Source organism: Paenibacillus sp. FSL F4-0236, from assembly GCF_038000135.1.
In the GTDB taxonomy this organism is placed as follows: domain Bacteria; phylum Bacillota; class Bacilli; order Paenibacillales; family Paenibacillaceae; genus Paenibacillus_AQ.
The window spans coordinates 4,179,171-4,194,896 of record NZ_JBBOBK010000001.1 but is presented as its reverse complement, the minus strand read 5'-3'; the positions used below and the strand labels follow the sequence as shown (position 1 = coordinate 4,194,896).

The 15,726-nt window shown below is 42.8% G+C and carries 13 protein-coding genes; 10 read left to right on the top strand and 3 right to left on the bottom strand.

Translation table 11 applies throughout. From position 1 onward, the window contains the following. Nucleotides 1–66 precede the first annotated feature (66 nt). Both aroF and glnA read left to right on the top strand, forming a co-directional pair. Entirely contained in the window at nt 67–1,113 is a 1,047-nt protein-coding gene (gene aroF, locus NSQ29_RS18930) for a 3-deoxy-7-phosphoheptulonate synthase (RefSeq protein ID WP_076284213.1), read from the top strand. A 283-nt stretch (nt 1,114–1,396) separates the two neighbouring features. Then, nucleotides 1,397–2,821: a type I glutamate--ammonia ligase gene (gene glnA, locus NSQ29_RS18925; RefSeq protein ID WP_042186233.1), complete on the top strand. Its 1,425-nt coding sequence runs from the start codon at nt 1,397–1,399 to the stop codon at nt 2,819–2,821. A 207-nt stretch (nt 2,822–3,028) separates the two neighbouring features. Here the strand turns inward: glnA and NSQ29_RS18920 are convergent, their stop codons facing one another. Next, nucleotides 3,029–4,063: a LacI family DNA-binding transcriptional regulator gene (locus NSQ29_RS18920; protein ID WP_042186234.1), complete on the bottom strand. Its 1,035-nt coding sequence runs from the start codon at nt 4,061–4,063 to the stop codon at nt 3,029–3,031. 375 nt (nt 4,064–4,438) lie between these two features. Here NSQ29_RS18920 and NSQ29_RS18915 point away from each other — a divergent pair, with 375 nt between their 5' ends. The 8 genes from NSQ29_RS18915 to NSQ29_RS18880 all read left to right on the top strand — a co-directional run bounded on the left by NSQ29_RS18915 (nt 4,439) and on the right by NSQ29_RS18880 (nt 13,629). Next, nucleotides 4,439–5,806, top strand: a complete 1,368-nt coding sequence (locus NSQ29_RS18915; protein WP_339269829.1) for an ABC transporter substrate-binding protein — start codon at nt 4,439–4,441, stop codon at nt 5,804–5,806. Between the two features lie 121 nt (nt 5,807–5,927). Next, nucleotides 5,928–6,821, top strand: a complete 894-nt coding sequence (locus NSQ29_RS18910) for a carbohydrate ABC transporter permease (RefSeq protein ID WP_042186236.1) — start codon at nt 5,928–5,930, stop codon at nt 6,819–6,821. Then, on the top strand, nt 6,821–7,657 hold the full coding sequence (locus NSQ29_RS18905; protein ID WP_042186238.1) for a carbohydrate ABC transporter permease: 837 nt from the start codon (nt 6,821–6,823) through the stop codon (nt 7,655–7,657). The genes NSQ29_RS18910 and NSQ29_RS18905 overlap by 1 nt, the downstream gene beginning before the upstream one ends. A 29-nt stretch (nt 7,658–7,686) precedes the next feature. Then, complete coding sequence (locus NSQ29_RS18900) at nt 7,687–10,425, top strand: GH36-type glycosyl hydrolase domain-containing protein (RefSeq protein ID WP_341125831.1); 2,739 nt, start codon at nt 7,687–7,689, stop codon at nt 10,423–10,425. A gap of 150 nt (nt 10,426–10,575) precedes the next feature. Beyond that, the gene (locus tag NSQ29_RS18895; protein WP_076284211.1) at nt 10,576–11,463 is read left to right on the top strand and encodes a hypothetical protein; all 888 of its coding nucleotides are present in this window, start codon (nt 10,576–10,578) and stop codon (nt 11,461–11,463) included. Between the two features lie 110 nt (nt 11,464–11,573). Further along, the gene (gene serC, locus NSQ29_RS18890) at nt 11,574–12,662 is read left to right on the top strand and encodes a 3-phosphoserine/phosphohydroxythreonine transaminase (protein ID WP_341125830.1); all 1,089 of its coding nucleotides are present in this window, start codon (nt 11,574–11,576) and stop codon (nt 12,660–12,662) included. A gap of 123 nt (nt 12,663–12,785) precedes the next feature. Continuing rightward, nucleotides 12,786–13,250, top strand: coding sequence for a tRNA (uridine(34)/cytosine(34)/5-carboxymethylaminomethyluridine(34)-2'-O)-methyltransferase TrmL (gene trmL, locus NSQ29_RS18885; protein WP_042125678.1), 465 nt, complete (start codon nt 12,786–12,788; stop codon nt 13,248–13,250). 124 nt (nt 13,251–13,374) lie between these two features. After that, complete coding sequence (locus tag NSQ29_RS18880; protein WP_039871533.1) at nt 13,375–13,629, top strand: AbrB/MazE/SpoVT family DNA-binding domain-containing protein; 255 nt, start codon at nt 13,375–13,377, stop codon at nt 13,627–13,629. Nucleotides 13,630–13,994: 365 nt separating this feature from the next. Here NSQ29_RS18880 and NSQ29_RS18875 read toward each other — a convergent pair whose 3' ends face one another. Together NSQ29_RS18875 and NSQ29_RS18870 are read right to left on the bottom strand one after the other, a co-directional pair. After that, nucleotides 13,995–15,062 carry a phosphodiester glycosidase family protein gene (locus NSQ29_RS18875; protein ID WP_341049311.1) on the bottom strand — a complete coding sequence of 356 codons (1,068 nt, stop codon included), beginning with the start codon at nt 15,060–15,062 and terminating at the stop codon, nt 13,995–13,997. Continuing rightward, nucleotides 15,059–15,466 carry a hypothetical protein gene (locus NSQ29_RS18870; protein ID WP_042186244.1) on the bottom strand — a complete coding sequence of 136 codons (408 nt, stop codon included), beginning with the start codon at nt 15,464–15,466 and terminating at the stop codon, nt 15,059–15,061. The genes NSQ29_RS18875 and NSQ29_RS18870 overlap by 4 nt, the downstream gene beginning before the upstream one ends. Nucleotides 15,467–15,726: the final 260 nt, after the last annotated feature.

Genomic DNA, 15,726 nt, shown 5'->3' with positions numbered 1-15,726 from the left:
CGTCGTAGTGTGAGTGTATTGAGCGAAATTATTATAAATTTTAAGTGTAGAGAGGAAGTTATTAAAATGATCGTCATTACATCCAATCAAACGCCAGAAGAGCAGGTTAAAGATATTATTTCAGTTATCGAAAAAGAGGGTCTGCAGGTACATCTCTCTAAAGGTGCAGATCACACTGTTATCGGTTTAGTAGGAAGTGTCACTCCTAAGCTTGCAGAGCATTTGCGGCAAATGAAGGGTGTGGAGAACGTCGTAAAGATCTCCAAGTCTTATAAGCTAGCTAGCCGTGATTTCCATCCAGAGGATACCATTATCGATATCAAGGGTGTGAAGATTGGTGGAGAGAATCTGGTGATTATGGGCGGACCATGCGCCGTTGAGTCTCCAGAGCAGATTGATGAGATTGCCCGTCTGGTTAAAGCTTCAGGTGCTCAGGTACTGCGTGGAGGCGCGTTTAAGCCCCGTACAGGTCCATACAGCTTCCAAGGCGTAGGTGTAGAAGGGTTGACTATGATGGCTGAAGCAGGAAAGCGTCATGGCCTATTAACCATTACAGAGGTTATGACACCAGAGTATGTGGATATTTGTGCAGAGCATGCTGACATCCTCCAGGTCGGTACACGGAACATGCAGAACTTTGATTTATTGCGCAAGCTGGGTACTTGTGGAAGACCTGTCCTTCTGAAACGCGGCTTCAGTGCAACCTATGATGAATTGCTCAATGCAGCGGAGTACATTTTGGCAGGCGGAAATAAGGATGTAATGCTCTGTGAGCGTGGTATTCGTACATTTGAGACTTACACACGCAATACGCTGGATCTATCGGCTATTCCGGTTCTACAAAGCTTAAGCCACCTTCCGGTAATCTCTGACCCAAGTCACGGCACTGGACGTCGTGAGTTAGTTGAACCTATGGCTAAAGCTTCGGTTGCAGCTGGTGCAAATGGTCTAATCATCGAAATGCACACAGATCCGGACAATTCTATGACAGGTGACGGTGTTCAATCGTTATTCCCTGAGCAGTTCGATAATCTGCTTAAGGATCTCGAAAAGCTTGCTCCAATTGTTGGACGTAAGTTTTCAACTTCACCAGAAACCGTTTCGGCGCTATAATTTTTAAGAATATAACAACCTTGGAAGTCCTCTAAACCCGCGGTACAGCGGGATAGTAGGGCTTCTTTGCTATTGGATAAGTTAGAAATGTTATGAATATTAGCGAAAATAATGGATTTCACGAAAGCGTTAGAATATCTTACATTGCTGAAAGAAATACCTGACATAAGCATTGACGATGTTAGGTATGAGATTTATAATGACGACAGCAAATAAAAATGAAACAAGAACATTTGCATACTGTGAGGGGCTTAATGTTCGGAACTTGGGGGAGGAAAAATTCATGTCGGTTGAAAAAGTGTTGCAAACAATTAAAGAAAACAATATCGAGTGGGTAGATTTTCGATTCGTAGATTTAGGTGGCCGTGCTCACCACATTTCTCTGCCTGCTTCTGAAGTGGAAGATGAAACTTTTGTAAATGGGGTAGCATTCGACGGTTCTTCCATCAAAGGATTCCGTGGTATTGAAGAATCAGACATGGTTATGATGCCTGATCCGAACAGTGTGTTCATTGATCCGTTTACAGCTCATCCAACGCTGAACGTTATGTGCGACATTTTCACTCCTGATGGTGAACGCTATGAGCGCGATCCTCGCGGTATTGCTGTGAAAGCAGAAGAATTCCTTCAGAAGAGCGGAGTTGGAACATCAGCATTCTTCGCACCTGAGTCTGAATTCTTTATCTTTGATGATGTTCGTTACGAGAGCGGTATGAACAGCTCCTCATTCTTCGTAGACTCTGAAGAAGCGGCTTGGAATACGGGTCGTAAAGAAGAGGGCGGCAATCTTGCATTTAAAGTTGGCGTTAAAGGTGGATATGTACCTGTAGCACCTGTGGATTCCCAACAGGATATCCGTAGTGAAATGTGTCGTCTGCTTGCTGAAGTGGGACTACGCATTGAGCGTCATCACCACGAAGTAGCAACTGCAGGACAAGCGGAAATTAACTTCCGTTTTGATACCTTGAAGAAAACTGCTGATAATCTCATGACTTATAAATATATTGTACAAAACACTGCACGTCAGTACGGCAAAGTAGCAACCTTCATGCCAAAACCACTGTTTGGCGATAATGGTAGCGGAATGCACGTACACCAATCGATCTTTGACGGAGACACTCCTTTGTTTTACGAAAAAGGCGCTTATGCTAACTTGAGCGAAATGGCTCTTCACTACATCGGCGGTATTTTGTATCATGCACCAGCTTTGATCGCTTTGACTAACCCAAGCACCAACTCCTTTAAACGTTTGGTTCCTGGTTACGAAGCGCCGGTTAACTTGGTATACTCCAAAGGAAATCGTTCTGCAGCAGTTCGTATTCCAGTAGCGGCTGTGACACCGAAGGGCTGTCGTATCGAGTTCCGTACACCGGACTCCACCGCTAACCCTTACCTGGCATTCTCCGCAATGCTGATGGCAGGTCTGGACGGAATCAAAAACAAGATCAACCCACAAGAACTGGGTTACGGTCCTCTGGATAAGAACATCTACGAATTGTCCGATGCAGACAAAGAAAAGATCCGCAGCGTTCCAGGTAGCCTGAGCGAAGCGCTTGATTCTTTGGAAGCTGATTACGAATTCCTTACAGAAGGCGATGTATTTACTAAGGACTTCATTGATAACTATATTGCTCTGAAACGTTCCGAGGCTCAAGAGGTTGCGATTCGTGTTCATCCACATGAATATTCTCTGTACTTCGATCTGTAAGATTGCTCAAATCATTTAAAGCTTTAACAAATAAAGGTGTTCCTAAGTCATGGAAATGACTTAGGAACACCTTTTGTATTGATCCTAACAAAAATGAGGATATCTTTGGCCATTGATATGGCTAAGGATATCCTCATTTTTGCTTCTATAGTTTAATATTCTGCCCAGTAGTTCCGCTTTAATTAAGTAGAGGTATCACTTAGGGATCTATACTAAACCCCGCTCAGGAGCTCCGCAGGATTCTCTTATGATGAGCTCTGGCTCGACGCTGAAAGAGCTCGTGCCTGATTGATTGTTTATTAGATCATACAGCATTAACGCGGCTAGACGACCGATCTTATCTTTATTTTGCTTAATCGTAGTCAAGAGTGGTGTTGTGTAATTGCAGGCTTCGATATCATCACAGCCAATAATCGCGACGGTTCCAGGAACAGCAATAGCAGATTCCTTTAGGGCACGCATAGCCCCAATAGCAAGCTGATCAGAAGCCGCGAATATCGCTCTGGGCAAGTTTCCATTCGAAATCATTCTACGCATGGTCTCATAACCGCTGGCTTCAAAGAAGTTGCTGCCGTTTAAGAACCAGTTTTCGTTGATCGGTAGTCCTAAATCTTCAAGTGCTTTGCGGAAACCACTTTCACGTATATTGGAGATTTCTGACTCAGAGGAGCTGCCGATATAACCAAGTTCTCGATAGCCTAATAAGTAAAAGTGTTCGACCACCTTGGTAGACAACTTAAAATTATCAGACATGATATAACCCGAATTGTCGCCCGACAGCTTTAAATCTACGCCGATGCATGGGATAGAACTATTATCCAATTCACTGATGGAGGTTTCTAGCTCTTGTCCGGTAATAAGTAGGCAGCCATCCACATTAAAATGCAGACAACGGGCAAGATAATCATTAGTATCGCCACTTTGAAATTTTTCGTTAGAGAAAAAGATCAGGTCATAACCTAACAGTCCCATTTGTTTTTTGAAGGAATTTAGAACTTCGATGAAAAAAGGGTGGGTAAAGTCAACGTTCAGCATTCCTGCAAAAATAACACCAATTAGATTCGATGATTTTGTAGCTAGTGTTTTGGCTGAATTGGAGGGAGTATATCCAGTTTCCTTTATAATTTGTTGTACCCTAGTCTTGGTGTCTTCCGAAATATCGCTGTAGTTATTTATGATTTTAGATACTGTCGAAACAGAAACTCCAGCTATTTTCGCTATGTCTTTAATGTTATAGGCCAACTTTAGTCCTCCTTATAATGCGAAATACTCCGTAATCTATGATAAAAGTATAGTTGAGTTAAACTTTTTATGGATTTCAAATATGAATTACGAAACGTTTTCGTAAATGATTTTATAATTATATAGGTAGATAGTCAATGGGATCTTTGGCGATCAAACACATAGATCCTTGATTTTAAAGGGTTTTGGAGGATTCTAGTTCAAAAATAGTTCAAAGATAGAGAATAAAAAAAGACTTTACAAAGATAAATAACGATGTAATAATAAAAACAACGAAACCGCTTTCTGTATTATAATCGCTAAAGTTTCGTAATTTCAGGAATTAAGATGGTGTTTCGTTAAGAGATCATACAAATCATCTGGGGGGTAACAAAAATGGTAAAGAAGCTTTCTGCGGTATTGTTGAGCTCAGCGCTAGTGCTCTCATTAGCAGCATGTGGAAGCGGCAACAACACAAATGGTGAGGCTACTTCGGGCAACGGAACAAGCAAGCCCGCAAACGGTGAGAAAAAGGTTATTAAAATCTTGCACTGGAAACAAGAAAACATTAACAAGGTCATTACAGACATTAATAAGAAGTTTGAAGAGAAATATCCAGAATACAAGATTGAGTACACGACGACAGGTCCGGACGATGAATTTAAACAAGCACAAAGAGCAAGAATTACAGCTGGTGACGTAGACGTCCTTGCCGATTTGTCCGGTATGAGATTGTCTCCTAAAGATTGGACACCAGGTGCGAAAGTGCCAGACTGGCAACAATGGATTGATTCCGGTTTGATTGCTGATCTGAGCAACGAAGCTTTCGTTAAAAACTACAATGCGAATGATATTGCCAAAGCGGGTACTTACAACGATAAAGTGTATGCGATCCCAACCGGTAAAGTAGCAATGTCAGGTTTCTTCTATAATAAAGAAATTTTTGAACAAAACGGTTTGACTGTTCCAACAACATGGACAGAGTTCATCAGTGTTCTAGATACTTTGAAATCCAAGAGCATTGTACCAATCGTAGTGGCTGGTAAAGACGTATGGCCTTTGAAACTGCCAGTGTTCGGTTTGCAAGCTAAGATTCTAGGTGGCGGCGACCAACAAAAATGGATTGAAGGCGTTTGGAAAGGCACTTCGGCGTTCAACGATGCTGAGGCTGTAGAAGTATTGGATAAAATGAAGACCCTTCAAGATAACTACATCATCGATGGTTTCTTGGGTATTGACTATGCAACAGCACCTTCGTACTTCGCAACAGGTAAAGCAGCTATGATTGCTGACGGAACTTGGGATGCACCTACAATCGCTGCGGCAAATCCTGATGTGAAATTCGGATACTTCCCAATCCCAGCTACTGAAGATGCTGCTAAGAACGCTTCTCTTGTCGGCAAATACGATGTAACTTGGTATGCAGCAGAAAAAGGTCCGAACAAAGAAGGCGCATTGAAATGGTTGGAATTCTTCTCTGAACCAGAAAATTACACGGAATATGTTAAGGCTGCCGGATTCGTACCAACACAAGATAACATCGCAACTGGCAGTGACTTCATTGACAACGAACTTGCCCAATACATGGCAGAAGACTTTGAACTTGCTTATGAAATCATAATGATTAACCGCGACAATGTAGGCGAGCACATTGCTGCTGAAGGCGTTCACACTGAATACCTGGCACCAGGCGGCGAATTCAAATCCGCTAAAGAACTTGCAGATGTACAACAAAAAGAATGGGAAGCGGCAGCTCCTAAATAAGCTGTTATCCTAATAAACAGACATCTACAACATACTGTGCACCATCATGTACTACAACATCGGGGTCTGTTCGTACAGACCCCGATCATTTTATTGAATTAGGATTGGGTAGGTGAGAGAAATGTATCCGTTCGGAAAAGGTATAAAAAGATATTTACCGCTTCTGCTGCTTATGATTCCATTATCGTTGTACGTTATTTTTTATTTTGGACCCTCTATGATGACGGTCATTTATTCATTTACAGATATTACTAACGTTCCAGGAAGCAAATTGAATTTCGTAGGCCTTGACAATTATTACAGTGTTTTTAACTCCGGAAATTCAGGCGAACGATGGGATTCCATTATACGAACCGTTTATTTCATGGTCATTGTTACAATCGTACAAAACGGTGTCGGTCTCCTTATGGCCGTAGTGATTAATCAGAAGCTGAAAGGCGATTATTTTTATCGCGCAGTTTTCTTTTTGCCGGTTGTGCTCGGTGTATCGGTAGTTGCACTGGTATGGGGCTTGATGTTCGATCCGCTAAGTGGTCCCGTAAATCAACTGTATGATTCATTGTTCGGTTATAAAGATATGTTCTTTGGAAGCTTCACCCATGCGTTTGGTTATATAATATTCACGCAAATTTGGATGTATATGGGTTACTCCATGCTGATTTTCCTTGCAGGTCTTCAATCCGTTCCGAAAGATCTGTATGAAGCTGGATATATTGATGGAACCACGAAGTGGCAATCTTTTAAGAACATTACGTTCCCACTTATTGCTCCATCGTTCACCATTAATATTATTTTGTCCATTATCGGTGCGATGTCGACCTTTGATATTATTCTCGCAACTACGGACGGTCGCTTTAACACAAGAACGATGGCTTATGACGTGTATAAAGAGACGTTCCGTGGTTCTCTACAGATGGGACTTCCATCCGCGCTTTCTGTGGTGCAGTTCCTTATGATTCTGGTCTTCGTTGTATTTGCAGTTAAACAAATGCGTAAGAGAGAGGTGGAGTATTAATGAAAGATTCCAAAACCGCCAAAACTCTCTCCTATATTCTGATTGCAGTATTGCTTGTTTTGTATATCATGCCACTATTGTTTGTAATAAACATTTCATTCAAGTCTTTTTCGGACTATTTGCTAGACCCGATCGGACTTGTGAAAAGTATTCAATGGGATAATTACAAGGAAGCTTGGTTAAAAGGTAATTTCTCTAATTATTTCATTAACAGTTTGCTGTACACAGTTGTAGCAACAGTGCTAACACTAATCGTGTCGTTATTCGGAGCTTTCCCGGTGGCGAGAAATTATGTGAAGTGGAGCGGGTTTATTTATTTGTTCTTCTTGATGTCACAGTTCTTGCCTAACCCTATGGTTGCACAGTTCAAATTGATGCTTACCTTGAAACAAGAGCTTGGATTTGTGGGCTATGATACGAAGCTGGGTTATATTCTCCTGAAAACAGGAGGAACAGGGATCGTCTTCATGATGTTCGTAGGTTATATTAAAGGGATCAGCCGTGAGATGGACGAAGCTGCAGGTATGGATGGTGCTGGGTATATGCGGTATTTATTCCAGATCATTATGCCACTGATGAAACCTGTTATCGCAACAGGTGTTATCCTGACGGCGATTACCATTTGGAATGACTTTGTAGGTCCAATCATGTATTTGCCAAGTCCGGAACATTATCCAATTACCTTCGGGCTTAAAGAATTCCGCGGTCAATACGGAAACAACTGGCCTATGTTGGCGTGCGGTATCATGATCGTATCTGCACCACTTATCGTCCTGTACACCTTCATTCAAAAGTATATCGTTGACGGTGCATTGGCAGGTGCGGTTAAAGCTTAAGTAGATGTGTAAATGAGAGGATGGGGACAATGGACCGCAAAAAAATTCAAGGCTTTGAATTCACCGGAAAGGACGGGGAGTTCAAGCTTCAGCAACCGGATCATAGTAGTTTCTTATACTTCCCTCTAGTAAATGAGGGGGGGATGATGTCGACTGTAACCCCGAAGCTTCATGGTCAGGCGACGACAGGTCATAATACATTTTTAACACCGCCATTATCTGTTGAAGATTTGCATAATTCACGCGCCTCACGTAATTTCTGGGTTTACGTCGAAGGCAAGGGTGCTTGGTCTGCAGCTGGAAACTCTGCTAAGCAAAATGCAGCGTTCTACACCCCATCTGCTGATGATGCAGTACTTGAGGCTGGATTCCTATGGCATCGTGTGACTCGCAGCAACTCTGAGATGGGTGTCAAAGCTGAGATTACCAGCTTCGTACCTAGCGGTAACGACAAGGTAGAACTTATGAAAGTTACGTTGACGAATACGGGAACAGATGAGCTTACTCTTACACCAACGGCTGTAGTTCCCTTGTATGCCCGTTCCGCAGATGATCTGCGCGATCACAGACATGTAACCTCCCTGCTGAACCGGATTTACACCTCAGCATATGGTGTTGAGGTTCAACCTGCACTATCTTTCGATGAGCGTGGTCATCGCATTAATCACACTTCTTACGGTGTATTTGGTGCAGAAGGTGATGGTAGACAGCCTGATGGTTTCTTCCCGATTCAAGAAGAATTTATCGGTGAAGGTGGAAGTCTTGACTGGCCAGAAGCTGTTATTCTGAATGCTACGCCAGAGATTGGTAAAGGTGGAGGCGTGGATAGAGAGGGTTATGAAGCCGTTGGTGGTCTTCGTTTTGCTTCAATTACCTTGTCTTCTGGTGCAAGTCATTCTTATGTCGTAGTTATGGCAATTGATAGTGATAGAATTAACGTTGAAGCGTTGATGAGTAAATATGGTACATCTGAAGCTTTTGATCATCTGCTAGAGGATACTAAAGCGTTCTGGGCAGACAAAGTGAATATGGTTGAATTTCATACCGGCGACTCGGATGCAGATCAATGGATGAAATGGGTAACCATCCAACCGGTCCTTAGAAGACTGTATGGTAACTCCTTCTTACCGTATCATGATTATGGAAGAGGCGGACGTGGCTGGCGAGATCTTTGGCAAGACTGTCTGGCACTGCTCATTATGGAGCCTGCCGAAGTTCGTAGCCTACTCTTCAACAATTACGCTGGTGTGAGAATTGATGGCAGTAACGCAACCATTATCGGTCAACAGCCAGGTGAATTTATCGCTGACCGTAACAATATCCCTCGTGTATGGATGGATCATGGGGCATGGCCATTTTTAACAACGATGCTCTATCTGGATCAGAGTGGTGATCTTGATTTCTTGTTGCAAGAACAGACTTATTTCCGGGATACGTTTATGAGTCGTTGTAAGGAACGTGATTCTTCATGGAATACCTCTGTAGGCAGTGATCTTAGAACAGTTTCTGGGGAAATCTACAAAGGTACAATTCTGGAACATATTTTGCTGCAAAATCTAGTTCCGTTCTTTAATGTAGGAGAACATAATAATATCCTGCTCGAAGGCGCGGACTGGAATGATGGCCTCGATATGGGGGCGGATCGCGGAGAGAGTGTAGCATTTACATCTTTCTATGCTAGCAATCTATTGGATATTTCCCGGGTGCTGCGTAACCTTAAGACTTCTAAAGGTCAGGAAACTGTTGAATTAGCCGAAGAAATGCAGCTACTGCTGGATACCCTTAACGAGTCTGTGGATTATGGTTCTGTATCAGGTAAGCATGAGAGATTGGATCGATATTATGCTGCCGCACCAAATAAGGTGAGTGGAGTTCGTGTATCTCTCGATATTGATAAAGTAGCTGATGATCTGGAGCAAAAAGCGGAATGGTTATTTAACCATTTGCGTAGCAACGAGTGGGTACAGAGTGAGAATGGCGATGGCTGGTTTAATGGTTATTATAATAACGATGGTGAACAGGTAGAGGGTGAATTTTCTGAAGGCGTTCGTATGACGCTTACGGGTCAAGTGTTCCCGCTTATGGGTCATGCAGCGGCTCCGGAGCAAATTCCACACATTATAGCAGCTGTAGATCGTAATCTGTTTGATGACAAGATAGGATACAGGCTTAACTCCCGTTTCGGTGGGATTCAGCAAAATCTGGGTCGTGCTTTTGGCTTTGCTTTTGGCCATAAAGAAAATGGGGCCATGTTCAGTCACATGACCATCATGTATGGAAATGCATTGTACAAACGTGGTTATGTAAAAGAAGGTCATAAGGTCCTTGAATCTCTTTACAGCTTGAGTACGGATTTCGAAAAAGCTCGCATCTACCCAGGTATTCCTGAATATATTAACGAGCAAGGCAGAGGGATGTACACGTATCTGACAGGCTCCGCAAGCTGGCTCTTGCTAACCATGGTCACTGAAGTATTTGGTGTGAAGGGCAAGCTGGGAGATCTATTGCTAGAACCTAAATTAGTTAAAGAACAATTTGATTCCGAGGGTAAAGCATCAATTAAGACGATCTTTGCAGATCGTGAGTTTGAAGTGGTCTATAAAGCCACTGGAAGCTTTAACTACGGAGAGTACCAAATACACTCCGTTACGTTGAACGGCAGTGAGGTGGCGCTGCAGCGCGGCTCAGGAAGTGCTATTATTCCACGTGAGGATCTACTTGCTCTGCAGACAGAGAAGCTTCACGTGATTGAAGTGACTCTGGCGTAATCTTAACTGAAATTTTTATAAACGTCTGCACCGTTATGAATAGCGGCTGCAGACGTTTTTTTGAAAATTATAAAAACTAAGGTTCTTCATAAATGATATAATGGGGCTAATTTACTTATTTGTTGAATGATTGAAAGGAGTTTGTGAAGGATGGGTTACAGGCTGTCAAATGGCGTATTATCTGTGGATATCGCTGATATTGGAGAAGATTATAAAGGGACTCGTTTTGACTGGACGGGGTTTATCACACAGGTTACGTTAGAAAAGGGTAACCATACGTTTTGTGTGCCAGAGAGCTTGAAGGAAGGCGAAGGTACTGGCGGAAGTGGACTATGCAACGAGTTTGGCATTTCCCGGGCAATTGGGTATGATGAAGCGCCGATCGGAGGCTGGTTTCCAAAGCCCGGTATCGGATTGTTACAAAAGCTGGATTCGCAGAGCTATAGCTTTCATAATAAATATCCACTAACCCCCTTTGCTGTTGATATGGAGGTTAGGGATGATTCGATTACATATACTGTCCAGCCGATGGAAAGTAATGGATACGCGATGCTTTTGACCAAAACGATCTCTATAAAGGACGACCAATTGAAAATTGCATATGAATTGCATAACAAAGGGGATAAGCCAATCCAAACCGAGGAATACATCCACAATTTCGTAGGAATTGATGGTTTGAATATAGGTTCGGATTTTGAGTTGCGCCTCTCGAATGGGCTCAAAGTAGAAGAGCCAGAATCTCAATACACGAATAATTTGCTAGAGGTATCTGGTAATACCCTTACTTGGTCAGAAGAGCCAGACCGGTCATTTTACTGCAAGCTGAGTGGCTGGGGAGGTCCAGAGGCTGAGTTCAATTGGGAGTTGGTTCATAAGCCTAGTGGAACAGGAGTACGCGAGAGCGGAGATTTCCCAGTAGCACGAATGGCGCTATGGGGAGAACGCCATGTGGTCTCACCTGAAGTTTTTGTGAACATTAGTCTTTTACCGCATGAAAGCAAGTCCTGGAGCCGAACTTATCATTTTTTCACATCATGATAAGCAGTAATCAAAGCTTTTATGTGAATAATTATACTTGCTGGTGTGTGAGATTATTGCTATCATAAGCGATATCCATATTGATAGGAGAGAAAGGGTGGGGAGTAGTTTTGAATAAGAGAGCATACAATTTTAATGCCGGACCGGCAGCATTGCCGCTTACGGTACTGGAACGCGCACAAGCGGAGTTTGTTGATTTCCGAGAAAGTGGAATGTCTATCATGGAGATGTCGCACCGTGGAGCAATCTACGAATCCGTGCATAATGAAGCGCAGGAACGTCTGCTTTCGCTCCTCGGCAATCCGAAGGGCTATAAGGTATTGTTCGTACAAGGTGGAGCAAGCACACAGTTTGCTATGATCCCTATGAACCTGATTTCCGAAGGCCAAGTAGGTAGCTATGTTATGACAGGTAGCTGGGCAGATAAGGCTTATAAAGAAGCTAAATTGGTAGGGGGCGCTCATGTTGCTGCTTCTTCCGAAGACAAGAGATTTTTAGCTATACCTGAATTGAGTTCGATTAAAGCTGCGGAAAATGCTGCCTACCTTCACGTTACTTCCAATGAGACCATTGAAGGAACGCAATATGCAGAATATCCGGATGCTGGCTCGATTCCGCTCATCGCAGATATGTCCAGTGATATCCTTTGCCGGCCTATCGATGTCAACCAATTCGGAATGATCTATGCTGGAGCACAAAAGAACCTTGGTCCTTCCGGTGTGACTGTAGTTATTGCTAAAGAGGAATTGCTCGCAGAATCACCTTCTAACATTCCAACTATCATGCGTTACAGCACTCATTACAAAAATAACTCTCTTTACAATACTCCTCCATCTTTCTCTGTATATATGGTTAACGAAGTATTAAAATGGATTGAGGAGCAAGGTGGTCTTGCTGGTATCCATTCCAAGAACCTTGAAAAAGCGGGTCTATTATATGATCACATCGATGGAAGTGACGGCTTCTACAGTGGCGTTGCTGAGAAGAGCAGTCGCTCTATTATGAACGTTACCTTCCGGATGCAATCGGAAGAACTCGAAAAACGGTTTGTTAAAGCTGCTGAACTGGAAGGTTTTGTCGGCTTAAAGGGACATCGTAGTGTGGGTGGCTTGCGCGCTTCCATTTACAATGCAGTTCCTTACGAAAGTGTTAATGCACTTTCTGATTTCATGAACCATTTCCGGCAAACTCAAGGTTAATGAACTCTATCGTAAACCTTCCGCCTATGGGTGGAAGGTTTTCAGTTTGTTTGGAGAAGCTATGGTTATGCACTAGAGTAAAACATCTGGCTATTAAGCCTTTAGAGAGGAAGGAACCATATAATGGCACTCCATATCGTATTAGTTGAGCCGGAAATACCGGCCAATACTGGAAACATTGCGCGTACCTGCGCAGCAACAGGCACTCATCTTCACCTGGTTCGCCCGCTCGGATTCCGTACAGACGATGCTACATTGAAAAGAGCAGGATTGGATTACTGGCACGCTGTTAACATTGAATACCACGACTCTTTTGCTGAGGTACTTGAGAAGTACAGTGAGGGACGTTTCTTTTACGCAACGACGAAAGCGGAGAAGAGATATAGCGATTTTGATTTTCAAGATGGAGACTTCTTTGTCTTTGGTAAAGAAACGAAGGGGCTTTCTGCTGAAATTCTGGAAGCGGGTAAAGAAACAAAAATGCGCATGCCAATGAGTGATGCCGTGAGATCGCTGAATTTATCGAATTCTGCAGCTATTATTGTATATGAAGCCCTTCGACAGCTGGATTTTCCTAATCTTGTTTAGAAAAAAGACATTTTTTTTGTTTTTTTCAGCAGGATTCGACATTTTAATAACGAAATATAATGAATGAGCCGAAATATATAGTAGCTACAAATTATTAGTTGAACAGGAGAGGTGTACGTTAGATATGAAACCTGCTGGTGTAGTTCGCAAAGTGGATCAGCTGGGTAGAATTGTTCTGCCTAAGTCCCTGCGTAAAAGGTATCAGATGAATGAAGGCGACCCGGTTGAAATTTTAGTACAGGGTGACCATATCATCTTGGAGCGTTACCGTCCAAAATGTGTTTTCTGCGGATCAATGGAAGGTGTGAGTGAATATAAAGATCGTTATATTTGCGCTGCATGCCTATCAGAAATGACGCAATTGCCAAGACACGCCTAGGAAGTACATATTTACACATTTAGAATTCTGACAGCCAATAGTTTTCTAAATAAAGAAACTGTCCCATTCGTAGATTTCTCTACTTATGTGGCAGTTTTTTTGTTTCAGGCTTATAAAAAATGCCTCAGAGCCAAGTGGCTGCTGAGACATTTCTTGCTTATAGACCTTTTGTTTTGTCGTCGTTGTAAGATGAGGTAAGGATGCCGACCATAAATAACACAAATACGATAGTTACGATCCAAAAGGTTAATGAGAACGACATACTGGCACCTCCATTAGCAAATGTATTCGTTATCAAGATTATACCCTGCAAATCAATAAAAATAAACGCAAATGTGATATGTTGCATAGACATTTTACTATAATCATTTAAAAAACAGGAAATTTGTTGGTACAGCTCTAAGATTTCCGTCTGATGGCTTGTTGACTACTCTTCCATTGAAGATGAGTGATGACGATCCTCCACCATCCAGATTATAAGCATCCATGACACCCATGTTATATAGCTTGTTCTGAATTTCCTCTAGTCGGGCACCAGAGCTGCCAAGCTCATTATAGCCATCCGCTACAAAGATGAGAAGCTGATCATCCTTATAATTACCGATTACTGTACGTGGCGCCCGATTGGGGGATGTTTTCCACTTTTCCGGGATCGGTACTTTGACGTTGTTCTTAAGTAGAACAGGCACAAAGGTTGCACCAAATACGGGTTCGAGTTGATCTAACTGTGCGCGACTGTAAAATTTCCCGCCGATTAACTGTCCGGACTTGTTCAGACCTACGAAGCTGAGATCCTTGAATGTCGGCTCGAAACCATTGAGATACTTTCCATCAACCACAGTAGTGCTTAAGGGATAGCGTTTTCCGGCTTTATCCGCAAAACCTCCAGCATTAATACCTGCAATAGCACCATGACTTTGTACAGCGTGCATAGTGGTTTCTGCGCCACCAGTAGCTTCCTTCGCAAGACTCATCTGCATCGCAGTTGGATCCTTCAATTTGATCTTCAAAGCATAGGCCTTATAGTTACCTGGATTCAGCTTATACAGCTCGATTCTAATCCGGTCGCTAGTAAGGACCTCCGAAGGTATTCCAAGCTTGGCAGATATCCGGCGGTTATAGATAAGCTCAGGACGGCTCGCTTGAGTCTTCGCTGTCTCGACTAACTTATTCATAGCAGTAGTGGTTCCTTTATATAGCTTAGCGCTAGCGCTGACTGCATCTATGGTGTAGGATGCAGTGCCTTCGGCTAGGGTTAAATCTTTTTTTAGGATAGCTGTTTCATTCAGAGGCCCTGAGATAGGTGCAAATTGTCCTACATCAAGATCCAGCTCGAGCGGTGGTCGATACCACCACATACATATCAGTAAACCTAAAAAAGGTGCGGTCAGAAGCATAAAGAAACGGTTCACTCTTTTGACTGGCGTCATCATTTGATCAGATCCATTTCTTTCTTCAAAGCTTCTAACTGTTTGCTAACTTCGCTCAATTGCGTATATAGCTTGTTACTATTGTCTGTCTTGGCACTTGCATTATCTTTAGTGAAGGTTAATAGTTCGTTAAAACTTTGCACTGTATTCTGCAATTCCTTCACTTCTTCAGTGAGAACGGCAATTTTCGACTCATAGTCGGTCTTAAGAACGGTTAGCTGCTGCTGGCTCTGATTGCTAAGTTCGCTCAGCACTTGCTGCTTCAAATGGTTTGTGTAGCTGTATACAGCATATACACCAATTCCAATCATCACGATCCAGAACAGTAAAAACCATTTTACGGAAGGGCCGCTTCTCACAGCAGCACGGCGCGAGTGTACCGGGGACGTTTCCGCTAGCGGTTGCATTTGATCACCTCGGGTTGGTCTTTTTTTCAAGTCCCCATTCTATCAGACTTTGACTAGTTTCGCAAAAATGTAAGAGAGTGTGAAAACTAGAAAAAGTAATTGCATCCTATTAAACTACTGCGATACAATTTCTATAGATTGGAATTTCTGATAGACGTACTCAAGGTAACCAGCGAGAGAATAAACGAACAAGTCATCATACTTCCTTGCTTGCGTTTAAACCGGAAACGCTGCGGCGCTTTCCTTTCTGGATGATTATA